The 18,168-nt window shown below is 64.0% G+C and carries 15 protein-coding genes; 7 read left to right on the top strand and 8 right to left on the bottom strand.

Going from position 1 to position 18,168, the window contains the following annotated elements; all coding sequences use genetic code 11:
• Nucleotides 1-11: 11 nt before the first annotated feature.
• Nucleotides 12-128: a universal stress protein gene (locus PF446_RS04730; protein WP_298070097.1), complete on the top strand. Its 117-nt coding sequence runs from the start codon at nt 12-14 to the stop codon at nt 126-128.
• A gap of 109 nt (nt 129-237) precedes the next feature.
• The gene (locus tag PF446_RS04725; RefSeq protein ID WP_298070096.1) at nt 238-1,059 is read left to right on the top strand and encodes a ferritin-like domain-containing protein; all 822 of its coding nucleotides are present in this window, start codon (nt 238-240) and stop codon (nt 1,057-1,059) included.
• Between the two features lie 81 nt (nt 1,060-1,140).
• Here PF446_RS04725 and PF446_RS04720 read toward each other — a convergent pair whose 3' ends face one another.
• From PF446_RS04720 to PF446_RS04710, 3 genes are all read right to left on the bottom strand, one after another.
• Entirely contained in the window at nt 1,141-1,857 is a 717-nt protein-coding gene (locus PF446_RS04720) for a hypothetical protein (protein ID WP_298070095.1), read from the bottom strand.
• Nucleotides 1,858-1,938: 81 nt separating this feature from the next.
• Complete coding sequence (locus PF446_RS04715; RefSeq protein WP_298070094.1) at nt 1,939-2,388, bottom strand: DUF6491 family protein; 450 nt, start codon at nt 2,386-2,388, stop codon at nt 1,939-1,941.
• A gap of 87 nt (nt 2,389-2,475) precedes the next feature.
• The gene (locus PF446_RS04710) at nt 2,476-3,543 is read right to left on the bottom strand and encodes an NAD(P)-dependent alcohol dehydrogenase (protein ID WP_298070093.1); all 1,068 of its coding nucleotides are present in this window, start codon (nt 3,541-3,543) and stop codon (nt 2,476-2,478) included.
• Nucleotides 3,544-3,653: 110 nt separating this feature from the next.
• Here PF446_RS04710 and PF446_RS04705 point away from each other — a divergent pair, with 110 nt between their 5' ends.
• Nucleotides 3,654-4,913: an MFS transporter gene (locus tag PF446_RS04705; RefSeq protein ID WP_298070092.1), complete on the top strand. Its 1,260-nt coding sequence runs from the start codon at nt 3,654-3,656 to the stop codon at nt 4,911-4,913.
• Between the two features lie 96 nt (nt 4,914-5,009).
• Nucleotides 5,010-6,632, top strand: coding sequence for an alpha/beta hydrolase-fold protein (locus PF446_RS04700; protein ID WP_298070091.1), 1,623 nt, complete (start codon nt 5,010-5,012; stop codon nt 6,630-6,632).
• A gap of 146 nt (nt 6,633-6,778) precedes the next feature.
• On the opposite strand, the gene PF446_RS04695 is transcribed toward PF446_RS04700, so the two are convergent.
• From PF446_RS04695 to rsgA, 4 genes are all read right to left on the bottom strand, one after another.
• Complete coding sequence (locus PF446_RS04695) at nt 6,779-7,219, bottom strand: hypothetical protein (RefSeq protein WP_298070090.1); 441 nt, start codon at nt 7,217-7,219, stop codon at nt 6,779-6,781.
• A 173-nt stretch (nt 7,220-7,392) separates the two neighbouring features.
• Nucleotides 7,393-10,104 (bottom strand): pyruvate dehydrogenase (acetyl-transferring), homodimeric type, encoded by a 2,712-nt coding sequence (aceE, locus tag PF446_RS04690; RefSeq protein WP_298070089.1) that lies wholly within the window; start codon nt 10,102-10,104, stop codon nt 7,393-7,395.
• 156 nt (nt 10,105-10,260) lie between these two features.
• Entirely contained in the window at nt 10,261-12,558 is a 2,298-nt protein-coding gene (locus tag PF446_RS04685; protein ID WP_298070088.1) for an NADP-dependent malic enzyme, read from the bottom strand.
• A 126-nt stretch (nt 12,559-12,684) separates the two neighbouring features.
• Nucleotides 12,685-13,731, bottom strand: a complete 1,047-nt coding sequence (gene rsgA, locus PF446_RS04680; protein WP_298070087.1) for a ribosome small subunit-dependent GTPase A — start codon at nt 13,729-13,731, stop codon at nt 12,685-12,687.
• Between the two features lie 98 nt (nt 13,732-13,829).
• Here rsgA and PF446_RS04675 point away from each other — a divergent pair, with 98 nt between their 5' ends.
• The 3 genes from PF446_RS04675 (at nt 13,830) to grxD (ending at nt 16,781) form a co-directional block, all read left to right on the top strand.
• Entirely contained in the window at nt 13,830-15,080 is a 1,251-nt protein-coding gene (locus PF446_RS04675; RefSeq protein WP_298070086.1) for an aminotransferase class I/II-fold pyridoxal phosphate-dependent enzyme, read from the top strand.
• A gap of 50 nt (nt 15,081-15,130) precedes the next feature.
• Nucleotides 15,131-15,766, top strand: coding sequence for an SGNH/GDSL hydrolase family protein (locus PF446_RS04670; protein WP_298070085.1), 636 nt, complete (start codon nt 15,131-15,133; stop codon nt 15,764-15,766).
• Nucleotides 15,767-15,860: 94 nt separating this feature from the next.
• Nucleotides 15,861-16,781: a Grx4 family monothiol glutaredoxin gene (grxD, locus tag PF446_RS04665; RefSeq protein WP_298070084.1), complete on the top strand. Its 921-nt coding sequence runs from the start codon at nt 15,861-15,863 to the stop codon at nt 16,779-16,781.
• Between the two features lie 209 nt (nt 16,782-16,990).
• Here the strand turns inward: grxD and PF446_RS04660 are convergent.
• A partial coding sequence (locus PF446_RS04660; protein ID WP_298070083.1) for a multidrug effflux MFS transporter occupies nt 16,991-18,168 on the bottom strand: 1,178 nt, incomplete at its 5' end.

Genomic DNA, 18,168 nt, shown 5'->3' with positions numbered 1-18,168 from the left:
CCGCCCACGACATCGATCACATGGTGATCGGACACAACGATCGCGGCGCACTGGCGCGCTGGCTGGTCGGCTCGGTCTCGCATGAGATCCTGAACAGCGCTCGCGTGCCGGTCACCATCGTTCACTGAACGCAAGCCCGATAGACGCTGGCAAGTCCACCCAGGTCATGGCTATGCTGATCGGCAAGCTCGTACGGCGCAGCGCACTTGCGCCCAGACAGGAGCAGAGGATTCGATCATGAACCAAGGCACCGCGCTTCCATGGAAACTCGAGGACATCGACTTTTCCCTTTTCGATGCCACCAAGGCTCTTGCCGACGATGACCTGATCTGCCTGATCTGCGCTTCCTCCTTCATCGAGAGCGGCTCGGACCTGTATACCCGCAACCTGGTCAAGCATTACGCTGGCGACCCGGCCGTACAGGACTGGCTGGGCCAGCAGTGGGAACAGGAGGAGTTGCAACATGGCCGCGCGCTGGCTTCCTATGTGCGTCACGCCTGGCCCGGTTTCGACTGGGATCGCGCATTCGCCGGCTTCTTCGACGAATACCGCCGAGTATGCACCAGCGAAAACCTGGAGGAACGGCGCGGCCTTGAACTGGCCGCACGCTGCGTGGTCGAGACGGGGACCGCCAGTCTCTATCGCGCAATCCACACACAGACCGAGGAGCCCGTGCTGAAACAGCTGACCGGGCACATCAAAAGTGATGAAGTGCGCCACTACAGTCATTTCTACAAGTATTTCCGTGTCTACGAGGAACGCGAGCACAATGGGCGCTGGCGCATCCTCGGCGCGTTGTACCGGCGCCTTAAGGAGATCCGCAACGAGGACGGCGACATCGCCCTGCGGCACGTGTTCGCATGGCGGCATCCGGAGCTCAACGCCGACCCGGTCGCTTTCGCACAAGCCAGCTCGCGCATCTATCAACTGATCAAACGCAATCTGCCGGCCGAGATGACCGTGAAGATGCTGCTCAAGCCACTGGACCTGCCGCCACGCATCCATGCCGGGGTGCAATATCCCCTGACCCGACTGACCGAGCGTCTGGTGCTGCACTGAGCCGGATGCCGGCAAGGATGAGGCCGGATACGGGAACGCCGGACATTGCGATCCCGCCACCGACCCGTGCTTGGCGGAGAGTCACTTGCCCGGGAGCGGCTTCCAACTGGAGGGATCGAAGCCACCGACCTCGAACATCAGGTCGCGCTCACCCTGGCCCTTCATGCGCACCTTGATGCGCAACACCTTGGCCTTCTGCAGTTGCGCGATGAACGCCTTTTCATGGTTGAACATCAGCGCCGGACGTCCACCCTGCGGCACGTAGGCCTTGAAATGCATCTTGTGCTCATCGAACTGCACGGGGACGCTGCACCGTCCCTTGCAGATGAACCCGTTGCTGCCCTCGGCATACAGGAACACGCTCAGTCCCCACTGGGTATGTCGGCGCAAGATCAACCGCATATCCAGCGCCGGTGGCTTGCTGACCTGGATGGCCGCCGTGCTTTGCGTGCCGCCCCCCATGGGCGCGACCTGGTACACCCACAGGCGTTTCAGGCGCAGGGCCGCGGCTTTGGCCTGGGCCTTGGCGCGAATCTGATCCAGATTGGCCTTGACCACAGCAGCCGCCTTGGTGCCGGGGTACTTGGACAGGATTTCTTCGCCCAGCGGCACCGCCAGACTGTAACTGTCCATCTTGATCATCTGGTGGTACGAGTCCAGAACCTTACTGGCCTGGGCCTCTGTAGCCGCCTTGTGTTGCGCCGCCTGCTGCTGGGGCGTGGGGCCTCTGGAACACGCGCCGAGTGCTGCACCGAGGACCATCAATGCCGCTACGCGGCGCAAGCTGGATGAATGCATCGAATCTGCTCCGGATCGACGGACGCGCCGCCAGTCCATCCAGTGTATCGGCTGTGGTGCCGGCCTTCAGCCGGTACATCCTCAATCGTGACGATCCACCGGCTTGGAACTCGCCTGACCGTGCGTCGCTGCATGCGTCTGCGCTCCGTGGATCATATCCAGATTGATCGGGCGGATGCTGCGGATCTTACACGGGACGCCGCCGCGTTCGGTGGTGATGCTGTCGAAGTTGACGCTGACCCGGTTCATTTGCGATGTATAGGAAATGGCACTGGACTGAACCAGTCCCGGGCAAGGCGGCAAGTCCAGCAGGTACGCTTTCTTCCGGGTGACAAAGGCCACGATCTGATGATCGTTGATCGCATTCCAGGAATAGAAGTTTCGATCGACCAGGTACATGGAAGAGACCGGCTTGCCGGCCGCAGCCTGATACTGGTCCGCGCGAGCGTTCGTCAGATTCGAAGCGGCCAGCGAGGCGCAACCAGCCAGACATGTCGCCATGACGGCCGGGATGCACGTTCGAATGTTCATGGCCTTGCCTCGCTGCGGGTCCTTGAGGCAACGATAGCCCCCGCCATGACGCAGCTCAAGTGCATCTGCGCATGGCGGGGGCAGGGATCAGCCCGCCTTGCGCAGGCTCTCGATATCGATCACGAAACGGTAACGCACATCACCGCGGATCATGCGCTCGTAGGCTTCGTTGATCTGGTCCATGGCAATCACTTCGACGTCCGAGGCCACGCCGTGTTCGGCGCAGAAGTCGAGCATTTCCTGGGTCTCGGCGATGCCGCCAATCAGCGAGCCGGTCAGCTGCTTGCGGCCGAGGATCAGTGAACCGGCAGCCAGGGCCTGCGGCTCCGGCAGGCCAACCAGCACCATGGTGCCGCCACGACGCAACAATCCGAGATAGGCATTGTAGTCATGTCCAGCCGACACGGTATCGAGGATAAAGTCGAAGCGACCGGCATTTTTCTCGAACGCGTCTTCCTCGCGGGTCACGACGAAATCGTCTGCGCCCAGCTCCAGGGCGCTGTCGTGCTTACCCGGTGAATGGCTGAGCACGGTCACGTGTGCGCCCATGGCCTTGGCCAGCTTCACGCCCATGTGGCCCAGGCCACCCAGACCGACCACGGCGACCTTGTCGCCGGACTTGACGTTGAAACGACGCAGTGGCGAATAGGTCGTGATGCCGGCACACAGCAGCGGTGCGGCGCGTTCCAGCGGAATGCTCCCGGGCACGCGCAGCACGTAGTTCTCGTCCACGGTGATGCGGGTCGAGTAGCCGCCGAACGTCGGGCGGCTCTTGTCGAGCTTGCCGTCAGTGCGCTCGAACCCGCCGTAGGTCACGCTCATGCCGTTGCTGCAGAACTGCTCCTCGCCATCCTTGCAAGCCTCGCAGTGGCGGCATGAATCCACGAAGCAGCCCACGCCGACGGTATCGCCGACAGCATACTTCTCGACCTTGTCACCGACCTTGACCACATCCCCGACGATTTCGTGCCCAGGCACCATCGGGAAGTTGCCGCCGCCCCACTCATCACGGGCCATGTGGATATCCGAGTGGCACACGCCGCAATAGCGGATGTCGATCAACACTTCGTGCGGACCGGGCTCGCGACGCTCGATCGCGAACGGCTCGATGGGCTGGGTGGCGGACGGAGCGGCCCAAGCGGGAGTCTTCAGCATGTTGCATTCTCCATGTGAGGGGGTGTGTCGTGGGGATTTTAATTACTATACTTATCAGTCCAGTCTAACATAGCCGCTACGCTGAACCGACCCGCAGGGTTCTTTCCCGCATGCCTCCAAATCCATCCTCCGCAAACAGCGAGCTCCTGCGCGCTTACCCGGCCTTCGTGCATTTCTGGGGGGCGCGACTCGCGTCCGGTTTTGGCTTTCAGATGCTCTCGGTGGCGGTGGGCTGGCAGATCTATGCACTGACTGGAAGCGCGTTCGACCTGGGCCTGGTCGGACTGGTGCAGTTCGTGCCTTCCCTGTTGATGGCCTTGCCGGCCGGCCATGTGGCCGACCAGTTCGATCGTCGTCGAATCGTGGTGGTCTGTCAGATCCTGGAGTGGTTGGCGATCACGGCTCTGGCCACGGGCAGCTGGATGCACTGGCTGGACGAGAAAACGATTCTGTGCCTGCTGTTCCTGATCGGGTTGGCACGCGCATTCGAGTTCCCCACGCGCCAGGCGATGGTCCCGGGCCTGGTGCCCGAATCCGTACTTCCGCGCGCCATGGCCATGAATGCCTCCGCCGGACAGGTGGCGATGATCGCCGGACCTGCGGTGGGCGGTTTCCTCTATGTGGCCGGTCCGGATGTGGTCTACGCCAGCGCCGCCGTACTCTATCTCCTCTCGCTGCTGCTGCTGGCCAGTCTGCGCTACGACCACCGTCCACCGCGAAGGGAGCCGGCCACGCTAAGGACGGTATTCGCCGGCGTCGGGTTCATTCGCGCGCGCCCGGCGATTCTCGGAGTCATTTCGCTGGACCTGTTTGCAGTGCTGCTGGGTGGAGCCACGGCGCTTCTTCCGATCTTCGCACGCGACATCCTGCATACCGGGCCCTGGGGTCTGGGCCTGCTCCGTGCGGCGCCTGCAGTCGGCGCGCTGTTGATGTCGGTATGGTTGGCGCATCACGCCATGAAGCGCCGGGTCGGCATGATCATGTTCGCCTGTGTCGCGGCCTTCGGCCTGTCCACCCTGGTATTCGCGCTTTCGGACATGCTGTGGCTGTCGCTGCTGGCGCTGGCGGCGCTGGGCGCCTTCGACATGGTCAGCATGGTCATCCGCGGCGCGCTGGTGCAACTGGATACACCCGACGCCATGCGCGGTCGCGTGAGTGCAGTCAACTCGATCTTCATCAACACGTCCAACCAGCTGGGCGAGTTCGAGTCCGGCCTGCTCGCCGCCTGGGTGGGCGCGGTCGGCTCCGCGGTGATCGGCGGACTCGGCACGCTGCTGGTGGTGGGTCTGTGGATGTGGATGTTCCCTGTGCTGCGGCAGCGCCAGACGCTGGAAACACCACGACAGGCTCCCGGCGAGGAAGCAACCTAGTCCGCGCCTCAGTGACACGGTTACCAGGGCTGCTCGTGTACCATCGGAAAACATATCCCGGGGATGCCCATCCCCGCCGCTGCCAACGAGGCTCGCATGACCTTACGTCCCTTCGCATTGCTGGTGTGCGCACTGATGCTGTCCCTGCCGCTGACCTGCGCAAAAGCAGCGAATGCGCATGGTCCGCGCATCGAGATCCGCTTCAGTCGCCAGGCCCACGCTGCACCGATCACCGGCCGCGTCTACGTCGCCATCAGCCGCAGCGACGCGACGCCGCCGATCGAGCAGACCCAGCCCACGGGCGTGCCGCTGTTCGGGCACAACGTCACGGCACTGCAGCCGGGTCAGGATGCCGTAATTGACGCGTCCGACTTCGGTGCCCCCGTCACCAGCCTCGCCGACTTGCCGGCCGGTGACTACTGGATGCAGCCATTCGTCAATATCTACACCCGTTTCAAGCGCGCTGACGGGCATACGGTGTGGATGCACATGGACCACTGGGAGGGCCAGGACTGGAAGCACTCGCCCGGCAACATCTACGGCACGCCGGCGAAGGTGCACTTCGATCCCCACTCCAGCACGCCGATCAAGTTACTCGCCGACCACATCATCCCGCCGGTGAAGATTCCACCCGACACTCAATACGTGAAACGATTCCGGATCCGCAGCGCGATCCTGAGCAAGTGGTGGGGCCACCCGATCGACCTAGGCGCCACGGTGCTGCTGCCGCGCGGCTACGCCAGTCATCCCGATGTGAAATACCCGATCATCTATGACCAGGGCCACTTCTCGCTGCATGCGCCCATGGGCTTTGACCGGCCACATTCAAAGTTCCGCAAGTACTGGCTGGCCGACAACACCCCGCGCGTGATCGTGGTGACGCTTCAGCACCCATCCCCATACTACGACGACTCCTATGCCGTGAACTCGGCCAATGACGGCCCCTACGGTGACGCCATACAAAAGGAACTGATTCCCGCAATCGAGTCGCGGTTCCGCGTCATCGGCAAGCCCTGGGCGCGCCAGCTCACCGGCGGATCCACCGGCGGCTGGATCGCGGTGGCACTGCAGGTGTTCCACCCCCGTTTCTACGGCGGCAGCTTTGCCGAATGTCCGGACTCGCTGGACTTTCGCTACCACCAGATCGTAAACATCTACAAGGACAAGAACGCGTACTACAAGCAGCATGGCTGGGTCCGCGTGGAGCGCCCTGACACGCGCAAGACCGACGGCAACATCACCTCGATGATGAAAGACGAGAACCACTATGAGCTGGCCGTGGGCGATCATTCACGTTCCGGCGGCCAGTGGGACATCTGGGAGGCCACATTCGGCCCTGTGGGCAAGGACGGCTATCCACAGCGAATCTGGAACAAGCGCACGGGCGTCATCGACCACAACGTCGCCGCCTACTGGAAGCAGCATTACGATCTGCGCCACATCCTTTCCAAGCGATGGCCGGAGATCGGAACACAACTGGCCGGAAAGCTGCACATTTACGTCGGCGACATGGACACCTACTACCTCAACATGGGCGTGCGCATGATGGATGCCTTCCTCAAGCACACGACGCACCCCAAGGCCGACGCCACCGTGGTGTTCCAGCCCATGGCGCCGCATTGCTGGGGGCCACGCGGCAGCGATCTGCTGCAGCGCATGGTCGATTTCATGGACCGGCGCGCACCCAAGGGGGCGGACCTGAAAAGCTGGCGTTATTGACCCCGGCCGGCGGCGTGAGCGTGCGGCAACTTGCATGCAGGGAACGCAGCAGGTGCCGCGCCTCACAACGCACGCAAGGCGTGATCTGGCCGGGAGCTTGACGGGAACAACGTCTGGTAACGCGAAACAGCGCTACATGCAGGGGTTCAGGCGACGCGGGAGGATGTTCCCACCGATCCCTGCTCATCCTCATGCAATTTGCGCAACGCGCTGACGCGCCGGATCCAGGCCAGCGCGTTGGCGGCGGGATCCTTTTCGCCAAGCAACAGGATGTCGACTGGATCATCGCCGTCATACAGGCGGACAACGGCCGGGCGGCCGTTGGACTGGTAATTGCGCTGTGCCAAGAGGCAGGCGAATCGAATAGCGCGCTCACGTGACATGAACGAGCCCATGGACTCAGCCATGCAGCGCATGGCCCACATGTCATCACGACGCGTGATTCTGTAGACAATCCGCTGCATCATCTCGTGCGCGATCCAGTTTGGGTGGGTCGGCGGGCATCCTTGCCGCCGACTCGCCGGTTTGCGTGCGTCAAGACGATCTCCCAAACATCCTGTGGGTGGACCAACGGTCAGCTCATCCAAGCCATGATCTTCAAGACAGGTTCAGTGTGCGCCTCACCCGACGCGGTGTATGCCGGATTAATACCCATTGTGCTGTAGGCCTGATCCGACACGCATGGCCATTCTAGCCCAGATCGACGTCCTCCGATCAAGTCCGGGATGCCCCGACCCGGGGAGGTCCGGTGCAATGCTGATCAGACGGTGGCCGGGTTGGGTTTTTCCGGATCCAGCTTGTACTGCTTGATGGCCCTCGCCACATCCTTGGCGGTGACTTCGCCCTCGCGCGCCAGTGCTGCCAGCGCCGCATGGGCGACCCAGTAGCGGTCGACCTCGAAGAACCCACGCAAGTGCGCCCGGGTGTCGCTGCGGCCAAACCCGTCCGTGCCCAGCGCGGTGTAGTGCCGACCGTCCGGCATGAAAGCGCGCACCTGGTCGGCAAATTCCCGCACATAGTCGGTGGCAGCCACCACAGGCCCCTTGCGACCTTCCAGGCATGCGCTCAGGTAGGCCTGGCGCGGCTTCTTGGCTTCGGGGTGCATGCGGTTCCAGCGTTCGACGTCGAAACCATCGCGTCGCAGCTCGGTGAAGCTGGTGCAAGACCAGATGTCGGCCTCGACACCGAAGTCCTCCTTCAGCAAATCGGCGGCGGCCATGACTTCGCGCAAAATCGCGCCCGAACCCATCAGCTGCACGCACGGCACGCTGGCACCCTTGCCCTTGGTCGTGCTCTTGCCCGAGTCATGGAGCAGATACATGCCCTTGAGCACGCCTTCGGCGCAGCCCTCGGGCATTTCCGGATGCTCGTAGTTCTCGTTCATCACGGTGAGGTAGTAGTACACGTCCTCCTGATCGGCCAGCATGCTGCGCACGCCGTCCTGCAGGATGATCGCGACCTCATGCGAGAAGGTCGGATCGTAGGCCTTGCAGTTGGGAATCGCGCCTGCCAGCAGGTGCGACTGGCCATCCTCGTGCTGCAGCCCCTCGCCGTTGAGGGTGGTGCGTCCGGAGGTACCACCGACAAGAAAACCCCGGGAACGCATGTCGCCCGCGGCCCAGGCCAGGTCACCGATGCGCTGGAAACCGAACATCGAGTAGTAGATGAAGAACGGCAACATCGGTTGGTTGCTGACCGAATAGCTGCTGGCGGCCGCCATCCAGGCACTCATGCCGCCGGCCTCGCTGATGCCTTCCTGCAGTACCTGGCCCTTCTCGTCCTCGCGGTAGTAGAGCAACTGGTCGGCGTCCTGCGGGCGGTACTTCTGGCCTTCCGGCGCATAGATGCCGATTTGCCGGAACATGCCCTCCATGCCGAAAGTGCGCGCCTCATCGGCCACGATCGGGACCACGCGAGGCCCGATCTGCTTGTCGCGAAGCAGCAGGTTGATGCCGCGGACCAGCGCCATGGTGGTGGAGATTTCGCGATCGCCACTGCCCTTGGTGATCTGCTTGTAGTAGTCCAGGTCCGGGGCCTTGAACTCCTTGTCGGAGGTGCGCCGGCGCTGCGGCAAGGCGCCGCCCAGGGCACGTCGACGCTCGAGCATGTACTGCACTTCTTCCGAGTCCACGCCGGGGTGGTAGTACGGCACGTCATCGAGCTGGTCATCTTCGATCGGGATGTTGAAGCGATCGCGGAAGGCGCGCACGGCCTCGTCATCCAGCTTCTTCTGCTGGTGGGTCGGATTCTGCGATTCACCGGCATCACCCATGCCGTACCCCTTGACCGTCTTGGCCAGGATCACCGTGGGCATACCCTCGGTGTGGGTGGCAGTGTGGTAGGCGGCGTAGACCTTGTGCGGATCATGGCCACCTCGGTTCAGGCGCCAGACGTCCTGATCGGAGAGGTTGGCCACCATGGCCTTGGTCTCGGGATACTTGCCGAAGAAATGCTCGCGCGTGTAGGCGCCACCGAAGGCCTTGCAAGCCTGGTACTCGCCGTCCAGCGTTTCCATCATCAGCTTGCGCAGGATGCCCTTGTCGTCTCGTGCCAGGAGCGGATCCCAGTAGCTTCCCCAGATCAGCTTGAGCACGTTCCAGCCGGCGCCACGGAAGCCGCCTTCCAGCTCCTGGATGATCTTGCCGTTGCCACGCACCGGGCCGTCCAGGCGCTGCAGGTTGCAGTTGATCACGAACACCAGGTTGTCGAGTTTTTCGCGACCGGCCAGCGCAATGGCGCCCAGCGACTCGGGCTCGTCACACTCGCCGTCGCCCATGAAACACCAGATCTTGCGGTCGGTCTTGGGCATCAAGCCCCGATGCTCCAGGTACTTCCAGAACTGCGCCTGGTAGATGGCCTGGATCGGACCCAGTCCCATCGAAACCGTCGGCACCTGCCAGTACTCCGGCATCAGCCAAGGGTGCGGGTACGAGCTCAGGCCCTGGCCGTTGCCGGCAACTTCCATCCGGAACAGATCCATCTGCTCCTTGCTCAGCCGCCCTTCCAGAAACGATCGCGCGTAGATGCCGGGGCTGGAGTGCCCCTGGAAAAACACCAGGTCGCCCGGGTGGTCTTCACTGGGCGCGCGCCAGAAGTGGTTGAAACCAACGTCGTACAGCGTCGCGCTGGAAGCAAAGCTGGCAATGTGGCCGCCCAGATCACCGGGCTTGCGGTTGGCACGCACCACCATCGCCATGGCATTCCAGCGGATGATCGAGCGAATGCGCCATTCCAGCGCCGCATCGCCGGGGCTCTTGGCCTCCATGTGCGGCGGAATGGTGTTGACGTATTCGGTGGTGGTGTCGAACGGCAGGTATCCGCCCGCGCGACGGGTGGTCTCGACCATGCGATCAAGCAGGTAATGTGCCCGCTCCGGCCCGTCGGCGTTGATGACCGCGCTGAGCGAATCGATCCATTCCCGGGTCTCGGTGGGGTCGAGATCCTGGTCGAGACTGTCCTGCATCTGATCCATGGGTTTACCTCCGCGACACCCTTGGATACGGGCATCGACTGCTATCGAATACGAATGGCCATGCCGCTTACGCCATGGCAAGTCCAACAAGTTTACCGCCCGCGCCGCATGTCGCCAACGCGAACGTCCTTTTGCGGCCGGTTTGACCCGTCCGGATCAGTCCTCGCTGCGCCACAGACCCTTGCGAATCTGTGCCTCGACGGTGGCCATGGCGGTCATGTTGACCACCCGTCGCACCGTGGCCTGCGGCGTCAGGAGGTGCGCCGGTCGGGCCACGCCCATGAGGATCGGCCCGATCACCACGCCGTCGGTCATGTGCCGGGTCATGTTGTAGGCGATGTTGGCCGCATCCAGGTTGGGAAACACGAACATGTTGGCCTTGCCCGACAACAGCGAATTGGGAAACAGGCGCGCACGCACATCCGCATCCAGCGCGACGTCCGCCTGCATCTCGCCTTCCACCTCGAGTTTCGGCGAGCGCGCACGGATCAGCTGCAGCGCATCGCGCATCTTGCAGGTGGCCTCGCTGGAACGACTGCCGAAATTGGAGTGCGACAGCAATGCAATCTTCGGCTGGATCCCGAACAGTTTCAGCCGGAGGGCCGCCAACAGCGTGGCCTCGGCAATCTGTTCGGCATCCGGATTTTCCTGCACGTAGGTGTCGAGAAAGAAGAACACGCCCTTGTCGGTGGCCACCGCCGACATCGCCGAGGCCTGCTTGACGCCTTCATCCAGTCCGATGATATCGGTGATGTAGCGCAGTTTGCGGTGGTACTGCCCCACCAGGCCGCCGATCATGGCATCGGCGTCGCCGCGCTCCACCATCAATGCGGCGATGGCGATACTGCGCGAACGCACCACGGCCTTGGCATGAGCCGGGGTCATGCCGCGTCGCTCCATCAGCCGGTGGTAATGCTGCCAGTAGTCGTCGAAACGCGGGTCGGAATGGATGTTGCACATCTCGAAATCGCGGCCCGGCTCCAGGCGCAAGCCGGCGCGTTCGATGCGCTGTGCGATCACGTCCGGGCGCCCGATCAGGATCGGCCTGGCCAGTCCTTCATCGACCACCGTCTGCACCGAGCGAAGAATGACCTCTTCCTCACCCTCGGCAAAGGCCACCCGCTGCGGTTCGGCCTTGGCGCGGTCGAACACCGGCTTCATGGTCAGGCCGGTGCGGAAGACCGTATGCGAGAGCCGGTCACGGTAGGCGTCCAGATCCTCGATGGGACGTTCGGCCACGCCCGACTCCATGGCGGCCCGGGCCACGGCTGGCGGCAGTTGCACCAGCAGGCGCGGGTCGAACGGCTGCGGGATCAGATACTCGGGACCAAAGCTGGGAACGCGGCCCCCGTAGGCCCGCGCGGCCACGTCCGAGGCCTCGCGCCGTGCCAGGTCGGCGATGGCATTCACGCAGGCCACCTTCATCGCCTCGTTGATGACCGTGGCACCGACATCCAGCGCACCCCGGAAGATGTAGGGGAAGCACAGCGCATTGTTGACCTGGTTGGGGTAGTCCGAACGTCCGGTCGCGATGATGCAATCCGGACGTACCTTGTGTGCGTCCTCGGGCAGGATTTCGGGATCCGGATTGGCCAGCGCAAGGATGATCGGCTTTTCGGCCATCGTTTCGACCATCTCCGGCGTCACCACGCCGCCGGCGGAAAGGCCCAGAAAGATGTCGCATCCCTGCATGATTTCGGCCAGGCTGCGTTTGTCGGTGTCGCGCGCATAGCGCTGTTTGTCCGGATCCAGGCTGGCGCGCCCTTTGTAGAGCACCCCGTCGCGGTCCACGGCCAGAATATTCTCGGGCTTGAGGCCCAGCGAAACCAGCATGTCAAGGCAGGCGATGCCTGCCGCGCCCACGCCGGAGGTGGCCAGGCGCACGTCCTCGATCTTCTTGTCGGTCACGCGCAAGGCATTGATGACCGCGGCGCCGACGATGATCGCCGTGCCGTGCTGGTCATCATGAAACACCGGGATCTTCATGCGCTCGCGCAGCTTCTTCTCGACGATGAAGCATTCGGGCGCCTTGATGTCCTCCAGGTTGATGCCGCCAAAGGTCGGCTCCATGGAGGCGATGATGTCGACCAGCTTGTCCGGATCGTTCTCGTCCAGCTCGATGTCGAACACATCGATACCGGCGAATTTCTGGAACAGCACGCCCTTGCCTTCCATCACCGGCTTGCCGGCCAGCGGTCCGATGTTGCCCAGCCCCAGCACCGCAGTGCCATTGGTGATCACCGCCACCAGGTTGGCCCGCACGGTGAGTTCGGCGGCCTGGCGCGGGTCGTCGACGATGGCTTCGCAGGCCGCCGCCACGCCCGGCGAATAGGCCAACGCCAGTTCCCGCTGATTGATCAGCGAGGTGGTCGGCGAAACGCGGATCTTTCCGGGTCGGGGCAGGCGATGATATTCAAGCGCCGCCTGTGCGAGTTCCTTGGAGATCTTGGACATGGAATGTGGGCTGCAGGAGTTGGGAGATGAGGCCACGAAGGGCCGAAACACGCATGCTAGCACCAGCGCGGCGTCCGGCAACGCCGAGCTGGCAAACCGGTCATCCCGGAACTGGCCGTGGAGGCCTCAGTCCGCGTCGCCGCGGCCGCGCGTGCCCGACCGGCGGCCGGGCGTCTTGGCATGGCCCTGGCGCTTCAGGCGCGCCTCCAGGGTCGCCGCCTGGGTCTCGCGCTCGCTTTTGAGCTTGACGTAGTTGCGCCAGCGCTCGGCGTCCAGTTCGCCGGCGGCGATGGCGGACTGCACCGCGCAGCCCGGCTCGCCCTCGTGGGCGCAGTCGGCGAAGCGGCAGCGCAGGGCCAGTTCCTCGATGTCGGCGACCAGGTCCAGCGACTCCTCCCCGGTGAGCTTGAGCTCGCGCATGCCGGGCGTGTCGATCAGACAGGCGCCGCCGGGCAGCTGCAGCAGTGCGCGGTGGGTGGTGGTGTGGCGGCCACGGCTGTCGTTGCCGCGCACCGCGCCGGTGGCCATGCGTTTCTCGCCCAGCAGGGTATTGGTCAGGGTCGACTTGCCGGCGCCGGAGGAGCCGACCAGCACCACGGTGTCGCCCGGTTGCAGATAGTGGCCGAGCACCTGCAGGCTGTTCGCATCCTTGGCGTTGATGGCATGCACGGGCGTGCGTTCGGGCAGGCGTTCGCGCAGTGTGGCAAAACGCGCCTCGGCATCCTCGAAGCGGTCGGCCTTGGTCAGCAGCACCACCGGTTGCGCGCCGGAGCCCTCGATCAACAGCAGGTAGCGCTCGATGCGGCGCGGATTGAAATCGCCGTCCAGGCCGGTGAGCACCAGCACGTAGTCGATATTGGTGGCGATCAGCTGCCGTGCATAGCGTTCGCCGGCCGCCGCCCGGGTCAGCGTGGAACGGCGCGGCAGGATCCGTACGATCACCGGCGGCTCCGACGTGTCCAGCAGCACGAAGTCGCCCACTGCGGGGCGCTCGGCCGGATCCATGCGCCGCTTCAGGAAATGTCCATCCGGCTGCGCGGCGAACACGTCGTGGCCATCGTGCACCTCGTACCCTGCGCGATGCTGCGCCACCACGCGCGCCACGCGCACTTCGGGCGCGCCCTCGCGCCAGCCGATGCTGCGCAGCGCGTCGATGTCGGTAACCGGACTCATGCCACGATTATGCCCTGCCTGTGCCTCCAGAAGGTCTCGCAGGCGCCCAAATTCACCGGCCGCGCTGCTAGCATGCGCGAACATCCCCCAGATCGCACATGCCCGTGAAACCGATCCATTCCAGCTCCCGCCTCGTCGACGTTCACTACGAAATTCGCGGAACCCTTGCACGCCGCGCACGCGAAATGGAGGCGAACGGCGCCTCGATCATGCACCTGAACATCGGCGACACCGGGCGTTTCGGCTTCCGCGCCCCCGCGCACCTGGTCGAGGCCATCCAGGCGCATCTGGGCGAGAGTGATGGCTACGCCCGCGAACAGGGCATCCGCGAGGCGCTCGACGCCATCGTGGCGCGCCAGCACGCGCGGGGCGTTTGCGACGTGACTCCCGAGCGTACCTTCATCGGCAATGGCGTGAGCGAACTGATCGATATCACCCTGCGCGCGCTGCTGGATCCCGGCGATGAGGTGCTGCTGCCCAGTCCCGACTATCCCTTGTGGAGCGCGGCCACCGTCCTCAATGGCGGACGCGCCACCTATTATCAATGCACCGCCGATAACGACCATCAGCCGGACCTGGACGAGCTCCAATCCCTGATCGGTCCGCGCACCCGGGCGATCGTACTGGTCAACCCCAACAACCCGACCGGCGCCGTGTACCCACGAAAGGTGCTGGAAAAGATCGTCGCCATGGCCGATCACCATGGCCTGATGCTGTTGTGCGACGAGATTTATGACGAGCTTGTCTATGACGGTACCGAGTTCCAGCCGATCGCACCGTTGGCCGGCCAGGTGCCCTGCCTGACCTTCTCGGGTCTGTCGAAGGTGCATCGCGCCTGCGGCTTCCGCATCGGCTGGATGACGCTTTCCGGCAGCACCGCACGAACGGCGGGCCTGCGCGATGCCTTGCAGCTGCTTGCCGCGCTTCGGCTGTGCGCAAACGTGCCCGCGCAATGGGCGGTACGCCCGGCACTGGAAGGCCCGGACACCATTGGTCCGCTGCTGGCCCCTGGCGGACGCCTGCACAGCGCGCGTCAGGCCGCATTGGATGGCGTGGCCACCAGTGCCCACCTTGAAATGGTCAAGCCCAGAGGCGCGATGTATGCCTATCCCGCCGTGCGCGCCGACCGGATCCCCGAATTCGACGACAATACGTTCGCACTGCGACTGCTCGAGGACGAGTCGGTGCTGCTTGCACCCGGGTCCAGCTTCAATGTTCCGCAAAGCCGTCACCTTCGCCTGACCCTGCTGCCCGAGCCCGATCAATTGCGCGAGGTGTTCGTGCGCATCGAACGGGTCCTCGACCGGATGACCGGGGAAACCCCTGGCACACTGCGCGCCTCGGCCTGAAGCATCGTTGCCACGCGCAGTCCGCGCCCGAATCGCGTACCCTGATCGTCATGATCCGGTCGCGTAAACCTTCCTCTTTCCTGGCGCTGGGCGACTCCTACACCATCGGCGAAGGTGTGTGCGCGGACCTGCGCTGGCCACAGCAGGTCACGAAGGCCCTGCGGGCCGAAGGCGAAGCCATCGAGGATCCGCAAATCATTGCCGTCACCGGGTGGACGACCGACGAACTGGCCGCCGGCATGAACGCGGTCGGACTGCAACCGCCCTATGCACTTGTCAGCCTGGGTATCGGTGTCAACAACCAATATCGCGGCCGCGACGCGAATCAATACCGCGAGCAGTTCGCTGGCTTGTTGCAACGCGCCGTCCACCTTGCCGGGGATCGCTCCAAGCAGGTCATGGTGATCTCGATCCCGGACTGGAGCGTAACCCGCTTTGCTCGTGAAAACGGTCATTCCACCGTGGCCACCGCCGCACAAGTGGACGCCTTCAACAGTATCGCTCGCGACCAGACCCTGCGCGCTGGGGCCCATTGGGCCGACGTGACCGCATTGTCCCGGGCCTGCGGGGACGCTGCGGACATGCTGGCTGCAGACGGCCTGCACCCCTCCGCCGCACAGTACACCCTGTGGAGCCAACGTCTGCTGCCGCTGGCACGCACCCTGCTCGAGCAACTGCGCAGCTGAACCCCCTGCCGACCGCGACGGCCCGCCTCATCGGATTGCGAACGCATTCGCGATATCATGGCGGCCCCTTCCCATCGCATCACGGTATTTCCCCATGTCCCTCGATTCCGCCACCCGCGAACGCATCCAGTCCCTGCTCGACGCGCACCGCGTGGTGCTGTTCATGAAGGGCGACCGCAAACAGCCCATGTGCGGCTTTTCCGCCGCCGCCGTCGGCGCGCTGGACGACGTGCTGGACGATTACCACACGATCAATGTGCTGGAAGACCCTGAGATCCGCGAGGGCATCAAGGTCTTCGGCGACTGGCCGACCATTCCGCAGCTTTACATCGGCGGGGAGCTGGTGGGCGGTTCCGACATCGTCCGCCAGATGTACGCCTCCGGCGAACTGCATACCCTGTTTGGCGCCGAGGTACCGGATCGCACGCCGCCTGAAATCACGCTCACCGACAAGGCCGCCGAAGCCATCCGGGAAGGCACCAAGGACGCGCATGGCATGGTCCTGCATCTGTCGATAAGCGCTGATCACAATGCCGGTTTCCAGCTGCAACCGGCCTCGGAACACGACATTGTCACGGTCGCCAACGATATCGAGATCCACCTCGACCCGGGCAGTGCCCAGCGTGCGCGAGGCATCGTCATCGACTGGGTGGAAACCATGCAGGGTGCAGGCTTGAGCCTGCGATTCCCCGGGGCCACCGAGGTGCACGATCTCAGTGTCAGCGAGCTGAAGCAGCGCGTGGATGCAGGCGACATCACCGTGATCGACGTGCGTCCGACCGACCAGCGCGCGCTGGCCCCGTTCGCCGGCGCCCGCTCGCTGGAAGAAGAAGGCGAAGCCGCCTTCGCCGCATTGCCCAAGGACACACCGATAGCGTTCCTGTGCCATTACGGCCGGTCCAGCCGCGGCGTGGCCGAGCAGTTTGCCGCACACGGGTTCAGCCAGGTGCACAATGTCGAGGGCGGCATAGACGCGTGGGCAGAGCAGATCGACAGTACCGTCCCACGCTATTGATCATGACGGGCGAGGACGATGCCCGCTGCCGTCCGCGATCAACCCGGCAGCCACCGGGGCAACGCGCCGTTTTCCAGACCCGCCCGGAAGGCCGGGGATGAACCATTTCAACAGTCGCCATCCGATGCCCGGCCCCGGGCATCGGATGAAAACTGGGCTGCCTCACGAGGGCGCACTTTCTACTGGATCGGGTCGAGATGCCTGCCTGCTCAGGCCGCGCGAAGCGCAGACAAGCCCCGCCATGCAAGATGACCCATGAATAGAAGCCCGGCCATGCCGGCCAACGCAAGGAACACGATCGGGATATCCTCCCCGGCGCCCTGATGCAGCAGGCCCATGCCCAGCGTGCCAAGGGCTGCCACGCCCATCTGGATGCTGCCCAGCAGCGAGGAGGCCATTCCGGTGTTTTCATCAAACGGTGCCATGGCTCGTGCGGTGGAAACCGGGACCACCAGGCCGACGCCCACGAAGCAGGCACCGATCGGTGTCAGATAGTTGGCCAGCGTGCCCTGTTTTCCGATCAGCAACGCGACCAGCATCAACCCGGCTGAGGCGACCAGCAACACCGCCAGACCAGCGCCGATAAACACATCCGGCGATACCCGTGAACTGAACAGTGCGCTCATCCCCGCGCCGGTGACGAACGCTGTCAGAATGACCACCGAAACAATCATGATCGCGAAGTTGCCACGGCCCAGGATCGTCAGCACCAGATCCGGCGCACCGATCAATGCGGTGTACACCACGCCGACACACAGGCCACCCAACACCGCATAGAGCACGAAATCAGGCGTGGAGAGCACCTCAAAGACATGGCGTCGCAGTGTCCCGGGCTGCAGTGCGTCTCGATCCCGATTCGGCTTGGTCTCGGGCAGGAAAAGCCAGACCACGGCCACCAGCAACGCCGACAACAGCACCAGCAGGCCAAAATTGCCGTGCCAGCCCACCCATTCGACCGCATAGATGCCGGCAATCGGACCCACGGCAGGGGCCAGTGCGAAAGCGGCATTGATGCGCGCATAGATACTCTGGCGGCGGTCGGCGGCAAACGCATCACGCACTACCGCATCTGCAATCACGCCGCCGGCGCACGCGCCAATGCCCTGCACCAGGCGCCCCCCGATCAGCGTCCAGACATTGAAGCTGAGCAGGCAGACCACCGCGCCCAGCAGCAGGATTGCCGCACCGGACAGCATCACCGGACGGCGTCCGATGCGGTCCGAGAGCGGGCCATAGAGCAGGCGGCTGACAGCCGATCCGAACAGGTAGGAGGTCATGGTCAGCTGCACCATGCCGTAGCCGGCGTGCAGCGAATGACTGATGGCCGGCATTGCCGGCGTGTATTCGGTGTCGCCGAACGGCCCCACGGCCATCATCAGCGCCAGCA

Origin of the sequence: Oleiagrimonas sp., from assembly GCF_027858935.1 — a bacterium.
In the GTDB taxonomy this organism is placed as follows: Bacteria; Pseudomonadota; Gammaproteobacteria; order Xanthomonadales; family Rhodanobacteraceae; genus Oleiagrimonas.
Note: the sequence above shows the minus strand (reverse complement) of the source record. Positions and strands in the feature narration are given on the sequence as shown.

What these genes read in the sequence shown, in the direction of transcription:
- PF446_RS04725 (WP_298070096.1), top strand. Translation starts at nt 238, where the DNA reads ATGAACCAAGGCACCGCGCTTCCATGGAAACTCGAGGACATCGACTTT.
- PF446_RS04720 (WP_298070095.1), bottom strand. Translation starts at nt 1,857, where the DNA reads ATGCATTCATCCAGCTTGCGCCGCGTAGCGGCATTGATGGTCCTCGGT.
- PF446_RS04715 (WP_298070094.1), bottom strand. Translation starts at nt 2,388, where the DNA reads ATGAACATTCGAACGTGCATCCCGGCCGTCATGGCGACATGTCTGGCT.
- PF446_RS04710 (WP_298070093.1), bottom strand. Translation starts at nt 3,543, where the DNA reads ATGCTGAAGACTCCCGCTTGGGCCGCTCCGTCCGCCACCCAGCCCATC.
- PF446_RS04705 (WP_298070092.1), top strand. Translation starts at nt 3,654, where the DNA reads ATGCCTCCAAATCCATCCTCCGCAAACAGCGAGCTCCTGCGCGCTTAC.
- PF446_RS04700 (WP_298070091.1), top strand. Translation starts at nt 5,010, where the DNA reads ATGACCTTACGTCCCTTCGCATTGCTGGTGTGCGCACTGATGCTGTCC.
- aceE (WP_298070089.1), bottom strand. Translation starts at nt 10,104, where the DNA reads ATGGATCAGATGCAGGACAGTCTCGACCAGGATCTCGACCCCACCGAG.
- PF446_RS04685 (WP_298070088.1), bottom strand. Translation starts at nt 12,558, where the DNA reads ATGTCCAAGATCTCCAAGGAACTCGCACAGGCGGCGCTTGAATATCAT.
- rsgA (WP_298070087.1), bottom strand. Translation starts at nt 13,731, where the DNA reads ATGAGTCCGGTTACCGACATCGACGCGCTGCGCAGCATCGGCTGGCGC.
- PF446_RS04675 (WP_298070086.1), top strand. Translation starts at nt 13,830, where the DNA reads ATGCCCGTGAAACCGATCCATTCCAGCTCCCGCCTCGTCGACGTTCAC.
- PF446_RS04670 (WP_298070085.1), top strand. Translation starts at nt 15,131, where the DNA reads ATGATCCGGTCGCGTAAACCTTCCTCTTTCCTGGCGCTGGGCGACTCC.
- grxD (WP_298070084.1), top strand. Translation starts at nt 15,861, where the DNA reads ATGTCCCTCGATTCCGCCACCCGCGAACGCATCCAGTCCCTGCTCGAC.